The organism is Sphaerisporangium cinnabarinum (genome assembly GCF_055567015.1).
The window spans coordinates 114,978-127,691 of the sequence record NZ_JBVHRG010000010.1 but is presented as its reverse complement, the minus strand read 5'-3'; the positions used below and the strand labels follow the sequence as shown (position 1 = coordinate 127,691).

General features: G+C 75.2%; 11 protein-coding genes. 6 read left to right on the top strand and 5 right to left on the bottom strand.

From position 1 onward, the window contains the following. Positions 1-81 precede the first annotated feature (81 nt). A complete protein-coding gene (gene hflX / locus ACZ4MO_RS15055) occupies positions 82-1,638 on the bottom strand; it encodes a GTPase HflX (RefSeq protein ID WP_175009555.1) in 1,557 nt (518 codons plus the stop codon). 148 nt (positions 1,639-1,786) lie between these two features. Between hflX and ACZ4MO_RS15050 the strand changes: the two genes are divergently transcribed. Then, positions 1,787-2,464: a methyltransferase gene (locus tag ACZ4MO_RS15050; RefSeq protein ID WP_175009556.1), complete on the top strand. Its 678-nt coding sequence runs from the start codon at positions 1,787-1,789 to the stop codon at positions 2,462-2,464. An 11-nt stretch (positions 2,465-2,475) separates the two neighbouring features. Here the strand turns inward: ACZ4MO_RS15050 and dapF are convergent, their stop codons facing one another. Both dapF and miaA read right to left on the bottom strand, forming a co-directional pair. Further along, positions 2,476-3,498, bottom strand: a complete 1,023-nt coding sequence (dapF, locus tag ACZ4MO_RS15045; RefSeq protein ID WP_175009557.1) for a diaminopimelate epimerase — start codon at positions 3,496-3,498, stop codon at positions 2,476-2,478. Continuing rightward, complete coding sequence (miaA, locus tag ACZ4MO_RS15040; RefSeq protein ID WP_175009558.1) at positions 3,495-4,565, bottom strand: tRNA (adenosine(37)-N6)-dimethylallyltransferase MiaA; 1,071 nt, start codon at positions 4,563-4,565, stop codon at positions 3,495-3,497. Before miaA ends, dapF begins: the two co-directional genes overlap by 4 nt. Before the next feature lie 141 nt (positions 4,566-4,706). Here miaA and ACZ4MO_RS15035 point away from each other — a divergent pair, with 141 nt between their 5' ends. Genes ACZ4MO_RS15035 through ACZ4MO_RS15025 form a run of 3 tightly spaced genes read left to right on the top strand, consistent with a single transcriptional unit; the run spans position 4,707 to position 9,171 of the window. Further along, positions 4,707-5,204, top strand: a complete 498-nt coding sequence (locus ACZ4MO_RS15035; protein ID WP_175009559.1) for a YbjN domain-containing protein — start codon at positions 4,707-4,709, stop codon at positions 5,202-5,204. After that, positions 5,201-7,177 (top strand): HSP90 family protein, encoded by a 1,977-nt coding sequence (locus ACZ4MO_RS15030; protein WP_175009560.1) that lies wholly within the window; start codon positions 5,201-5,203, stop codon positions 7,175-7,177. The genes ACZ4MO_RS15035 and ACZ4MO_RS15030 overlap by 4 nt, the downstream gene beginning before the upstream one ends. Beyond that, positions 7,174-9,171: a hypothetical protein gene (locus ACZ4MO_RS15025; RefSeq protein ID WP_175009561.1), complete on the top strand. Its 1,998-nt coding sequence runs from the start codon at positions 7,174-7,176 to the stop codon at positions 9,169-9,171. The genes ACZ4MO_RS15030 and ACZ4MO_RS15025 overlap by 4 nt, the downstream gene beginning before the upstream one ends. Here the strand turns inward: ACZ4MO_RS15025 and ACZ4MO_RS15020 are convergent. Further along, positions 9,161-9,844: a hypothetical protein gene (locus ACZ4MO_RS15020; protein ID WP_175009562.1), complete on the bottom strand. Its 684-nt coding sequence runs from the start codon at positions 9,842-9,844 to the stop codon at positions 9,161-9,163. The two genes, ACZ4MO_RS15025 and ACZ4MO_RS15020, sit on opposite strands and share 11 nt — an antisense overlap. Positions 9,845-9,943: 99 nt before the next feature. Here ACZ4MO_RS15020 and ACZ4MO_RS15015 point away from each other — a divergent pair, with 99 nt between their 5' ends. Both ACZ4MO_RS15015 and ACZ4MO_RS15010 read left to right on the top strand, forming a co-directional pair. Continuing rightward, the gene (locus tag ACZ4MO_RS15015) at positions 9,944-10,543 is read left to right on the top strand and encodes a type III secretion system chaperone family protein (protein ID WP_175009563.1); all 600 of its coding nucleotides are present in this window, start codon (positions 9,944-9,946) and stop codon (positions 10,541-10,543) included. Continuing rightward, a complete protein-coding gene (locus ACZ4MO_RS15010) occupies positions 10,540-11,052 on the top strand; it encodes a type III secretion system chaperone family protein (RefSeq protein WP_175009564.1) in 513 nt (170 codons plus the stop codon). Before ACZ4MO_RS15015 ends, ACZ4MO_RS15010 begins: the two co-directional genes overlap by 4 nt. Positions 11,053-11,132: 80 nt before the next feature. On the opposite strand, the gene miaB is transcribed toward ACZ4MO_RS15010, so the two are convergent. Then, positions 11,133-12,686, bottom strand: coding sequence for a tRNA (N6-isopentenyl adenosine(37)-C2)-methylthiotransferase MiaB (gene miaB / locus ACZ4MO_RS15005; protein ID WP_499279196.1), 1,554 nt, complete (start codon positions 12,684-12,686; stop codon positions 11,133-11,135). Positions 12,687-12,714: the final 28 nt, after the last annotated feature.

The window sequence follows — 12,714 nt, the reverse complement described above, 5'->3', positions numbered from 1 at the left end:
ACGGGGTCGTCCACGAGGTCGGACGGCGGGCCCGCACGAGGTCGGGCCGCTCGGTCCGCCGGCAGTCCCGGCGGGAGGAGCTCAGCTCGCCGCGGACGCTCCGACGAGCTCCGTCGCGAGCGCCTGGGCGACGCGACCGCGCAGGAGCGTGCCCTCGGGCGTGTGCTCCTCGTGGTCGATCTCGCCCTCGGTGTGCACGCGGTGCACGAGGTCGCCCCGGTGGTACGGCACGACGACGTCGATCTCCACGTCCGGGCGCGGCAGCTCGTGGGCGATGAGCTCGCGCAGGTGCTCGATCCCCTCGCCGGTGTACGCCGACACCACGACCGTGCGGCGCTCGCGCAGCCGGATGCGCGCGATCGTCTCCGGGTCGGCGAGGTCCGCCTTGTTGAGCACGATCACCTCGGGCACGTTCTCCACGCCCGGGATGTCGGCCAGGACGTGGCGCACCGCCGCGATCTGTCCCTCCGGGTCCGGGTGCGAGGCGTCCACCACGTGCAGCAGCAGGTCGGCGTCGCCGACCTCCTCGAGCGTCGAGCGGAACGCCTCGACGAGCTGGTGCGGCAGCGCCCGCACGAACCCGACGGTGTCGGCGAGCGTGTAGACCCGGCCGTCCTCGGTGCGCGTGCGGCGCACCGTGGGGTCGAGCGTCGCGAACAGCGCGTTCTCGACGAGCACGCCCGCGCCGGTGATGGCGTTGAGGAGGCTCGACTTGCCCGCGTTCGTGTAGCCCACGATCGCGACGGACGGGACGGCGTGCCGCTTGCGCGACGCGCGCTTGGTCTCCCGACCCGGGGCCATCGCCTGGATCTCGCGGCGCAGCTTGGCCATCCGGTTGCGGATGCGTCGCCGGTCCAGCTCGATCTTCGTCTCACCGGGACCGCGCGACCCCATGCCCGCGCCGGCGCCGCCGACCTGGCCACCGGCCTGACGCGACATCGACTCGCCCCAGCCGCGCAGGCGTGGCAGGAGGTACTCGAGCTGGGCGAGCTCGACCTGGGCCTTGCCCTCCCGCGACTTGGCGTGCTGGGCGAAGATGTCGAGGATCAGCGCGGTCCGGTCGATCACCTTGACCTTGACGATGTCCTCGAGCGCGCGCCGCTGGGAGGGCGCGAGCTCGCCGTCGATCACGACCGTGTCCGCCCCGCTGGTGGCGACGACGTCCGCGAGCTGCGCGGCCTTGCCGGAGCCCAGGTACGTGCCCGGGTCGGGCTTCGCACGGCGCTGGATCACGCCGTCGAGCACCTGGGAGCCCGCGGTCTCCGCGAGGGCGGCGAGCTCGCGCAGCGAGATCTCGGCCTCCTCGGCAGACGTGGGCGCGCCGTCCTCGCGCGGGTCGGAGCCGGGGCTCCACAGCCCGACGAGCACGACCTTCTCGAGGCGCAGCTGCCGGTACTCGACCTCGGTGACGTCCTCGAGCTCGGTCGACAGGCCGACCACGCGGCGCAGCGCGCTGCGCTCCTCGAGCTCGAGCTGCTCGCCGTCGTGCTCCGCATGGACCGTGCCGCCCTCGGCGCGTGCCGTCCCGGCCCGAGCGAGCACCCGCGCCACGACGTCGCTCGCGATGTCCCGCGTCGCGCCGGTCGGCTCGTCCTGAGCCGAGGTGGGGTTCGGAGTGTTCGCAGGGGTTGGGCTCATGTGCCGCCTTCCGTCGGTGGTGGGCGCTCGTGCGCCCGGGTGTGACAACAAGCGTGGCACGCGAAATCGTCCCGAGGCCAGCGGTTAAGCGCACGACGAGCGGTCCGGCGCCCGCTGCGGCGAGCGCGCCCGCGTAGGATCGGCCGACGTGACCGAGGACCAGGACCCCGCCGTCGACCCCGCGCCGGACCACTACTTCACCGCGCAGCCCGCGTCCGCCGCCGAGCGCCGCACGATCTCGGTGCGGCTCGCCGGCCGCGACGTGGAGGTCGAGGTCGCCTCGGGCGTCTTCTCCCCCGGCCGCCTGGACCTCGGCACGCAGGTGCTGCTGCGCACCACGCCGCCGCTCGACGACGTCCTCGCGGCCCGGCCCGACGACGGCCCCGCCCACGTCCTCGACCTCGGCTGCGGCTGGGGTCCGGTGGCCCTGACGATGGCCCTCGAGGCGCCGGACGCGACCGTGTGGGCGGTCGACGTCAACGAGCGCGCGCTCGACCTCGTGCGTCGCAACGCGCAGCGCCTCGGTCTGGACAACGTCCGCGCCGTCTTCCCGGACGAGGTGCCCGACGACGTCCGGCTCGCCGCGCTGTGGTCGAACCCGCCGATCCGGGTCGGCAAGGACGTCCTGCACGGCATGCTGCTGCACTGGCTGCCGCGGCTCGCGCCGGGTGCGAGCGCGCACCTCGTGGTCCAGCGCAACCTGGGCTCGGACTCGCTCCAGCGCTGGCTCGCCGAGGCGCTGCCCCCGCTCCTGCCGGGCGCGGTCGTCGGGCGCGCCGCGAGCGCGAAGGGGTTCCGCGTGCTCGAGGTCGTCGCGCCGCGCTGAGGGCCCGTTCGTCAGACCGGCGCGCGGTCGTCCTCGGGCGTGGAGCCGACCGGTTCGGCGGCCGGGCCCGCCGCGGGGTCGTCGTCCGCGCCGGCGCGCGCGGCGTCGTCCGGCGAGCCCGGGACGAGCGCGGCGAGGTCGATCTCGCCCGAGTGGACGAGCACCGCGGGACCCGCGAGCTCGACGCGGCCGCCCGGGAGCGCCCGCACGCGCACCGTGCCGCCCGGGACGTCGACGAGGTAGGTGTCCGGCGCGTCGGGCCCGCCCCACACGCGGACCGCGAGCGCCGCCGCGCACGCGCCCGTCCCGCACGACGGCGTCTCCCCGACGCCGCGCTCGTGCACGCGCATGCGCACGTGCCCGACGACGGTGCCGTCCTCCGCCGTCGTCTCGCCGAGGGGCACCACGAGCTCGACGTTCGTCCCGTGGGACGGAGTCGGCTCGACGACGGGTGCCTCGGTGAGGTCGGCGCGCTCGAGCACGTCCTCGCGCGCGACGGCGAGGACGGTGTGGGGGTTGCCGAGGTCGACGCTGAGCGCCGGGCGCGGGACCTCCCAGCCCCGGACGACGACGGTCGCGTCGTACCCGTCCTGGAGCGCGGGGCGGCCGCCGGGGAGGAACCACGGGCCCATGTCGACGGCGAACCAGCCGTCGTCCTCCTTGCGCACGCGCTTGACGCCCGCGCGCGTGCCGACCGGGACCTCCGTGCCGCCCGCGAAGCTCACGAGCCCGAGCCGCTCGGCGAACGCCGCGAAGACGCGGACCCCGTTGCCGCACATCTCGGCGACCGAGCCGTCGGCGTTGCGGTAGTCCATGAACCAGATGGCGTGCGGGTCCTCCGCGAGCACGTCGCGCGACTCGGGCACGAGCGCGGTGGGCACGAGGCGGATGACTCCGTCTCCCCCGATGCCGCCGCGGCGGTCGGCGAGGGCGCGCACGAGCTCGGGCGAGAGGTCGAGCTCCCCCTTCGTGTCGGCGATGAGCACGAAGTCGTTGCGGGTCCCGTGGCCCTTGGTGAAGCGGGTGCGCGTCATGAGCCCAGACTACGGCGCACGGGCGCGCCGCCGTCCGCTTCGTCCGGCCCGCCGGCGGGGCCCGGCGCAGCCCCGGGCCCGTGCCCGTCCGTGCCCTGCGAGGCCGCGCGCTCGTCCGCCGCGGCGACGAGCGCGAGAGCGTCCTCCACGCGCGTCGGCGACTGCGCGTCGAGCCAGCCGACGCGCGGGTCCCGGCCGAACCAGCCCATCTGCTTGCGCGCGAGGCGCCGCGTGTTGGCGGTGACGGCCTCGCGCGCGGCGTCCTCCGTGATCTCGCCGTGCAGCGCGGCGAGCACCTCCGCGTAGCCGACGGCGCGCCGGGCCGTGCGGCCCATGCCGTGCGCCTCCACGCGACGCACCTCCGCCACGAGGCCCTGCTCCCACATGCGCTCGACGCGGCCGGCGACCCGCGCGTCGAGCACGGCCCGGTCGCAGTCGAGGCCGATCTGGACCGTCGGACGGACGTAGACTTGGCGCGGGAGGTTCGCCGTGAACGGCTCACCGGTGAGCTCCATGACCTCGAGCGCCCGGACGAGCCGGCGGGTGTTGGCCGGGCCGATGCTCGCGGCCGCCGCGGGGTCGCGCCGGGCGAGCTCGTCGTGCAGCGCGCGCGGACCCTGCTCCTCCGCACGCGCCTCGAGCGCCGCCCGTACCGAGGGGTCCGTACCCGGGAAGCGCATGTCGTCGAGGAGCGCGCGGACGTACAGCCCGCTGCCGCCCACGACGACGGCGCGCGCGCCCCGCGCGGCGATCTCGTCGAGCACGCGGCGCGCCTCGGTCTGGTAGCGGGCCACCGAGGCGTCCTCGGCGGGGTCGAGCACGTCGAGGAGGTGGTGGCGCACGCCACGGCGCTCGGCGACGGGGACCTTCGCGGTCCCGACGTCCATGCCGCGGTAGAGCTGGTAGGCGTCGGCGTTGACGATCTCCGCGGGCGCCCCGGGGACGGACAGGCGCTCGGCGAGGTCGAGGGCGAGGTCCGACTTCCCCGTGGCCGTCGGGCCGACGACGGCGACGACGACACCTCGTGCGGACGCGGGCGCTCCGGCGGGGTCGTGCTCGGTTTTCACCCGCGCAACGGTACCGTCCGGGCGGCTGGCGGCCGGAAGCGTGTGGGCGGGGATGCGTAGTGTGTCCGTGGTCGGTCCGCCCGCGCGACCACCGACTCGCACGACTCACGACGATCTCTCAGACGACAAGGACTCGAGAACATGGGTTTCTTCACCAAGCCGGACGCCGCACCGACGAGCCAGAACGCGCCGCTGACGCGCGAGCGGGTCGAGGCGTTCCTCACGAGCCGCGACTGGCGGTACTTCGTCGACTCGGACGGGGACCTGGGCGGCAACTGGGACGGCAAGGTGTTCTTCTTCTTCCTCATGGGCGAGAAGCAGGAGATCCTGCAGGTGCGCGGCCGGTGGAACCGGACGCTGCCGGCGTCGGCCGAGGCGCAGGTCGCGCTCGTCGCCAACGAGTTCAACCGCGACAAGATCTGGCCGAAGGTCTACGCGCGCGTCGAGGACGACCAGCTCGCGGTCTACACGGAGGTGGCGACGGACCTCGAGTTCGGCGTCGCGGACGACCAGCTCGGCCAGCTCCTCGAGTGCGGCCTGTTCACGGGCCTGCAGTTCTTCGACGCGCTCGACGCCCGCTTCCCCGACACGGCCGCGCAGACCGTGGCCGAGGGCGGCGCCGACGTCGACGCGCGGTGACCGGCACGCACGAGAGCACCGCGGGCCGCACCGCGCCGGACGGGGGCGCCCCGGGCGAGGAGACGACGGCCTTCCAGGTCGACCTGCGGGGCGTCGTCGACCTCCTGGCCCGGCACCTCTACTCGAGCCCGCGCGTCTACCTGCGCGAGCTGCTGCAGAACGGCGTCGACGCGATCACCGCGCGCGCCGGGCTCGAGGGGCCGCAGGCACCGGCGCGGATCCTGCTCCGCCCGCTGCCCGACGGCGGCCTGGAGGTGCACGACTCGGGCGTGGGGCTGACCCGGGACGAGGCGCGGGAGCTCCTCGCGACCATCGGGCGCAGCTCCAAGCGCGACGTCGAGCTCGGGACGGGGCGCGAGGAGTTCCTGGGCCAGTTCGGCATCGGGCTCCTGTCCGCGTTCATGGTCGCCGACGAGATCGAGCTCGTCTCGCGCTCCGCACGCCGCACGGCGTCGGGCGACGCGCCCGCCCCCGTGCGCTGGCGCGGCCGCGCCGACGGCACGTACGAGCTCGTCGAGCTCTCCCCGGACGACCCGGCGGCACCCGCCGAGCCCGGGAGCCTCGTCCGGCTGCACCCGCGGCGGGACACCGAGCACTGGCTGGCCCCGGAGTCCGTGGTCGCGCTCGCCCAGGACTTCGGCTCGCTCCTGCCGGTCGAGCTGCTCGTCGAGACACGTCTCGACGACGTCACCGGCGTCGGCGGGGCGACCGGCGACGCCCCGGTCGCGGTGCGCCGGCTCAGCGGGGAGGAGCTGCCGTGGCGCGCTCCGCACCCGACGCCCGCGGCCCGCGACGCCGCGCTCGCCACGTACGCCGAGCGCACCCTCGGCTTCACCCCGCTGGCCCGGATCGACCTCGACCTGCCGCTCGCCGGCCTGACGGGCGTCGCGTACGTGCTCCCGGCCGCGGTCGCGCCGACCACGACGTCGCGGCACCGGGTCTACCTCAAGCGCATGCTCCTGGGCAGCGCGGTCGACGACCTGCTGCCCCCGTGGGCGTTCTTCGTGCGGTGCGTCCTCGACGCGTCCGTGCTGCGCCCGACGGCGTCGCGCGAGGGGCTGTACGAGGACGAGGTCCTGCTCGCGACCCGCGACGCGCTCGGGGCGCAGGTGCGGCGATGGCTGCTGGAGACGCTCGCGACGGACTCCGTCCTGGCGCGGCGCTTCGTCGAGACGCACCACCTCGCCGTGCGTGCGCTCGCGCTCACCGACGACGAGATGCTCGACGTCGCCGCGCGCGTGCTGCCCTTCGAGACGACGGCCGGGTCCACGACGCTCGCCGGCCTCGCGGCGGACCACCCCGACGGGCGCCTGCTGTACACGGCGAGCGTCGAGGAGTTCCGGCGCATCGCACCCGTCGCGGCGGCGCAGGGGCTCGCGGTCGTCAACGGCGGCTACGTCTACGACGCCGACCTGCTGGAGCGCGTCGCGGCGCGGTTCCCGCGGTGGCGGCTGTCGCCCGTCTCGGCCGCGGACGTCGCGCACGTCCTCACGGAGGTCGAGCCGTTGCGCGAGCTCGAGGTCGCCGACGCGCTCGCGTCGCTCGACGACGCGCTCGCCGAGCAGGACTGCGACGTCGTGCTGCGCCGGTACGAGCCCGACGCCCTCCCGGCCATGCTCCTGCACGACCGCGAGGGCGACCATGCGCGCGAGGCCGCCCGCGTCGCGGAGACCGAGGACCTGTGGGGCGAGATCCTCGCGGGCCTCAGCGCCCCGGCCCGCCCCCGCCGCCTGGTCCTCAACGACGCCAACACCACCGTGCGCGACCTGCTCGCGAGCCCCGACGCGCAGGTGCGCGCCGCGGGCGCCCGCTCCCTCTACGTCACGGCGGTGCTCGCGTCCGGCAAGGCGCTCCAGCCCGCCGAGGCGACCCTCATGAACGACTCCCTGTCGCTCCTGCTCGCCCGCGCCCTCGCGGCCGGGCAGGACGCCGCCACGGAACCCGACCCCCCTGCCGACGAGGAGAACCGATGACCCGGTCCGTGGACCAGGTGAACGCCGCCCTGTACGACGTCCGCCGCATGCCCTACGGCCTCGCGCGCTCCACGGCCGCAGCGGCCGAGCTCGAGCGCGTCGAGGCCGAGGGCCCCGACGCGGCGCGCGCCTACGCGCTGTTCGTCCTCGTCGAGTCGTACGTGTGGGGCGGCGAGGTGACCAAGGCGTACCTGCCGTTCACCAAGATGCTGCGCTGGTGGGACGAGCACCCCGAGCACTTCGACGCCGAGGACGCGCACTCGCTGTTCTGGTCGTTCAAGTGGATGGTCGGGCACCTCATGGAGTTCCCCGACGTCCCCGCCGCGCAGATCGAGCGCACTCTCGACGACATGGCGCGCCGGTACGCGCTCGCGGGCAACGGCACGAACGCCGTCGCCCTGGAGCGCTTCGAGTGGGCACGCGAGCGGGGCGCGACGGACGTCGAGGACGCGTACCGCGCGTGGGTCGCGACCCCGCGCGACGACTACTCGCAGTGCGAGGCGTGCGAGCCCGGCGACCGCGCGGCGTACCTCTTCGAGACGGGCCGGCACGACGAGGGCGTCCGGCTGCTCGAGGGCGTGCTCCAGGGGTCGCCGTCGTGCGCCACCGAGCCCGGCGACATGCTGTCCCACCTCCAGCTGGCGTACGTGGAGGTCGGCGACGCCGAGGCCGCGGCGCGCACGCACCGCCGCGGGCTGCGCCACCTCGACACCGGGGTGACGATGACGGGCCCGAAGGGTCGTCACGTGGAGTTCCTCGCGCGGACGGGCAACGCGTCGCGCGCGCTGCGAATGCTCGTGGAGCACCAGGCCTTCCTCATGGAGGCGGACTCGCCGGGCGACCGGCTCGGCTTCCTCACGAGCGTGAGCGTCGCCACAGGCGTCCTGCGGGCCGACCACGGCGACGCCCCGCTCGCGCTGCGGGACGTGCCGGCCAGGACGGTCGCCGAGCTCGACGCGTGGGTGCGCGGCGAGGCGGCCGCGCTCGCGCAGTCCTTCGACGCGCGCAACGGCACGACGGCGGCGTCCGAGCGGCTGCGCGCGGCGTGGGAGCGGGGCGCGCGCACGCTCCCCGTCGACCTGGCCGTGCTCTCCGTGGACGCCCCGGTGGTGACACCGCAGCCCGCCGCCGGGGCCGAAGGCACCGCGGGTGGCCCGTCGGACCTCCCGGCCGGGCTCGCGCACGAGGCGTCCGCGGTCGCCGACGGCACCCCGGCCGAGACCGCCGACGAGCCCACCGACGCCGACGGCCTGCTCGCGCTCGCCGACGACGTGGCAGGCGACGACCCGGTCCGGGCCGCACGCCTCCTGCGTCGCGCGTCGTCGCTCCTGGAGTCCTCCGGTCACCTGGACCGCGCCGGGTTCGCGCTCGCCGAGGCGGCGCAGCTCGCCGCGCTGGAGGGCGACGACGAGGGTGCCGCGCCCGCGTTCCTGCACGCCCTCGCGCTCCTGCGAGCCGGTGGTGTCGCGCCCCGGTTCGTCGGGCAGGTCGTGCGCGCGTACGCGCGGCTCGAGGCCGGGCGTGGCGACGTGACCGCCGCCCTGGGGCAGGTCGAGCGCACGCTCGACGACCTCGCCGCGGCGAGCGAGGGCACGGGCGACGGGTCCGGGCCACGGGCCGCAGAGCTCGTCGAGCGTGACGAGGCAGCCGACGCGCGCGAGCGTCGCGACCTCGACGACACGCGCGCCCGCCTCCTCGCGACCGCGGGCGACCTCGACGCGGCAGCGACGCTCGCGGAGTCCGTCGCCGAGGAGTTCGCCCGCGCCGGCGACGTCCGGGACGCGGCGCACGCCTTCTGGCTCGCCGGCCGCTCGCGCTGCGAGGCGGGGAAGGACACGGACGCGGTGGAGCTGCTCGAGTCGGCCATGGAGGGCTTCGCCATCGTCCACGACGCCGAGTCGCGCGCGATGGTCGGCAACGAGATGGTCGCGGCGCTGCGCCGCCTCGGGCGCGACGACGAGGCGGCCGCCGTCGGGACGGGCCTCAGCGGCTGACGACGGGCCCTGCCGGGCGGCTGCCGGCTGCGGGGGTGCCGACCTCGTACCGCCGGACCGCCACGGCGGGGCCCGGTTCGTCGTCCGTCGCGACCGGCGCGGCCTCGGCGCCCGCCGCGGCGACGAACCCGTCGAGCGCGGCCTCGGGCAGAGTCGATCGCGGGTCGTGCACGACGACGAGCCGCGCACCCTCGCGGGCGAGCTCCGCACCGACCGCCCGGGCGGCGCCGAGAGCCGCGCTCGCCTCCGTCGCCGTCGCCGTCTCCGTGCCCGTGTCGGTGTACGTCTCGGTGCCCGTCCCCGGGCCACCGAGCTCGACGACGTCCACGTCCCCCGACCAGCCCGCTCCGGCGAGCGCGAGGAGCGCCACGGAGGCAGCCGTCCCGGCCACGGGTCGGTCGAGCGGTCGCGTGGCGGCGGCCCATGCCGGGTCGATCCACCGGTGCGCGATGCCCGCCGCGGCGAGCGACGCCCTGGCGGCGCCGCGGGCACGCGCCGTCCCGGGGGCGACCACGACGACGGCCGACTCGCCTCCGTCTGCAGGCAGGTCCGCCACGAGGTCCGCGAGCGCCGCGAGCGCGGCCTCGCGCACCGGCTCGAGGACCGAGGCGGCACCGGCCGCTCCCGGGACGAGCAGGGCGGTTCCGGGGAGCACGACGGCGCGGACGGTCACCGTCCCACCGTAGTGGTGCCCGCTCCCCCGCCGTCGCGGCGGCCTTCCTGGACGGCCCGCGATGCGGCGTCCACGGTCGGGCGCGAGTACGGTAGGGAGGTGAGGTTCTTCGGGGCGCGGGACGACGACGACCGGCGGGACGGGAATCCCGGTGGGGCAGAGGACGGGGGTCGGCCCGGCGCGGCCCGGCCGGCGGACGACCTGCAGTCGCAGGTCGAGGACCTGCTGGCGCGCGAGCTGGGCCAGGTCGCGACCGACGTCCTGCAGCCTCCCACGCCGCTCACGCTCTCGCGGGTCGTCGAGTGGATCACGGACAGCGGGTACAGCTACTTCGTCGACTCCGACGGCGACGTCGGCGGGCTGTGGCACGGCCGCCTGTTCTACTTCCTGCTCTTCGGCAACAACGACGAGATCCTCCAGGTGCGTGGCCAGTGGAACCGCGACCTCGCGCTCGAGCGTCTCGAAGAGATCCTCGAGTTCTGCAACGAGTGGAACGCCGACCGCATCTGGCCCAAGACGTACACGCGCGTCCGCGACAACGGGATGGTCCAGGTCTTCACGGAGGTGACGGTCGACCTCGAGCACGGCGTGACGGACGACCAGCTCGACCAGCTCCTCCAGTGCGGGCTGAGCACGGGGTCGATGTTCTTCGACGCGCTCGACGAGTTCTACCCCGACCCCGCGAGGCAGGCGCCATGACGCAGGCCCGCACCAACTGGTTCACGCGCCTGTTCGGCAACCGCCGGCCCAAGGCGCCGGACTCGTTCCCGCGCGAGGAGGAGCTGCCGCGGGCGCTGTCGATGGCGCGCATCGGCGACCACCTGACCCGCCGCGGCTACCACTTCCGCGTGGACGACGACGGCGACATCACGGGCACGTGGGACGGTCACCGCTTCTGGTTCCTGCTGCTCGGCGACCGGTCGGAGATCCTCCAGGTCCGCGGCCGCTGGTCCACGACGCTCCCCGTCGAGTCGCGCCTCGTCACGCTCCAGGCCGTCAACGACTGGAACCGCGAGCGCATCTGGCCCAAGGTCTACGTGCGCGAGGAGGGGGGACGGCTCGCGCTCTACGCCGAGGTCTCGGTCGACCTCGAGCACGGCGCGACCGACGACCAGCTCGCGCAGACCGTCTCGTGCGGGCTCGGCACCGCCGTGCAGCTCTTCCACGCCATCGGCGCCCAGCTCCCGCCGGGGACCCTGGACGACTGACGCACGGGGGCACCTGTCGTCGTGTCCGCCCACGGGGCTCGCTCGGTCCGGCGTCTGCTCCTCGTTCCTCGAACCCGCGCTCAGGAGCGGAGCGTGGGGAGGCCCAGGACGACGGGGCCCGACGGCGCGCCGCCGCCGTGCCCGTGACCGTGGTCGTCGTCGCCACCGCCCAGGCGAGCGCGCTCGCGCTTCGCCCACGCGTCGCCGGAGCGGGTCCGGCGCACGGCGAACGTGCCGCCCGCGAGCGCCGAGTCGGCGAGGAGGTGGTGCGGCGCGGACCGGGTGACCTCGACCGTGACGACGTCGCCGGGACGCGGCAGGCGGGCGTCGAGGTCGTCCGCGAGGCGCGGGTCGACGGAGCCGGGCGCCCCGGTCCGGTCGGACGGGGCGTCGTCGGGCACCGAGACGACGTCCGCCGGGAGCGCGAGGTGCACGAGGCGGTTGTCGGGGGCGCGGCCGGTCACGCGGTGCGTCGCGCCGTCCTTGCGCCCTGCGCCCTCACCGACGAGGACGTCGATCGTCCGGCCGACCTGGCGTGCCGACTCCTCGCCGGCGACCCGCTCCTGGAGCGCCTGGAGCCGCTCGAAGCGCTCCTGGACGACCTCCTTGGGGAGCTGCCCGTCCATCGTCGCGGCGGGCGTCCCGGGGCGCGGCGAGTACTGGAAGATGAACGCGGAGGAGAAGCGCGACGCCTCGACGACCCGCATCGTCTCCGCGAAGTCCTCCTCGGTCTCGCCCGGGAAGCCCACGATGATGTCGGTGGTGATCGCGGCATCGGGCATGACGGCTCGGACGCGGTCGAGGATCCCGAGGAACCGCTCGGAGCGGTAGGAGCGGCGCATCGCGCGCAGTACGCGATCGGAGCCCGACTGGAGCGGCATGTGGAGCTGGGGCATGACGTTCGGCGTCTCGGCCATGGCCGCGATGACGTCGTCGGTGAACGCGGCCGGGTGCGGCGACGTGAACCGCACGCGCTCGAGCCCGTCGATCGTCCCGCACGCGCGCAGGAGCTTGGCGAACGCGCCGCGGTCGCCGAACTCGACGCCGTAGCTGTTGACGTTCTGGCCGAGCAGCGTCACCTCGATGGCGCCCGCCTCGACCAGCGCGCCGACCTCGGCGAGCACCTCGCCCGGGCGACGGTCGCGCTCCTTGCCGCGCAGGTGCGGCACGATGCAGAACGTGCACGTGTTGTTGCACCCGACGCTGATGGAGACCCACCCGGCGTAGACCGACTCGCGCTTCGTCGGCAGCGTGGAGGGGAACACCTGCAGCGACTCGGCGATCTCCACCTGCGCCGCCTCGTTGTGCCGCGCGCGCTCGAGCAGGACGGGCAGGGCGTCGAGGTTGTGGGTGCCGAAGACGACGTCGACCCAGGGGGCCTTCTCGACGATGGTGCCGCGATCCTTCTGGGCGAGGCAGCCGCCGACGGCGATCTGCATGCCGGGACGCGCGGCCTTGACCGAGGCGAGCTGACCGAGGTTGCCGTAGAGACGCGTCGCGGCGTTCTCGCGCACGGCGCACGTGTTGATGACGACGACGTCGGCGCGGTTCGCCGCCTCGTCCTGTGCGCTCGCGCGCGTGTAGCCCGCCTGCTCGAGCATCCCCGCCATGTGCTCGGAGTCGTGGACGTTCATCTGGCACCCGAGCGTGCGCACGACGTAG

Coding starts and splice junctions, on each gene's coding strand:
- ACZ4MO_RS15035 (WP_175009559.1), top strand. CDS start 4,707: ATGGGTTTCTTCACCAAGCCGGACGCCGCACCGACGAGCCAGAACGCG.
- miaB (WP_499279196.1), bottom strand. CDS start 12,686: ATGAACGTCCACGACTCCGAGCACATGGCGGGGATGCTCGAGCAGGCG.
- ACZ4MO_RS15010 (WP_175009564.1), top strand. CDS start 10,540: ATGACGCAGGCCCGCACCAACTGGTTCACGCGCCTGTTCGGCAACCGC.
- dapF (WP_175009557.1), bottom strand. CDS start 3,498: ATGACGCGCACCCGCTTCACCAAGGGCCACGGGACCCGCAACGACTTC.
- hflX (WP_175009555.1), bottom strand. CDS start 1,638: ATGAGCCCAACCCCTGCGAACACTCCGAACCCCACCTCGGCTCAGGAC.
- ACZ4MO_RS15025 (WP_175009561.1), top strand. CDS start 7,174: ATGACCCGGTCCGTGGACCAGGTGAACGCCGCCCTGTACGACGTCCGC.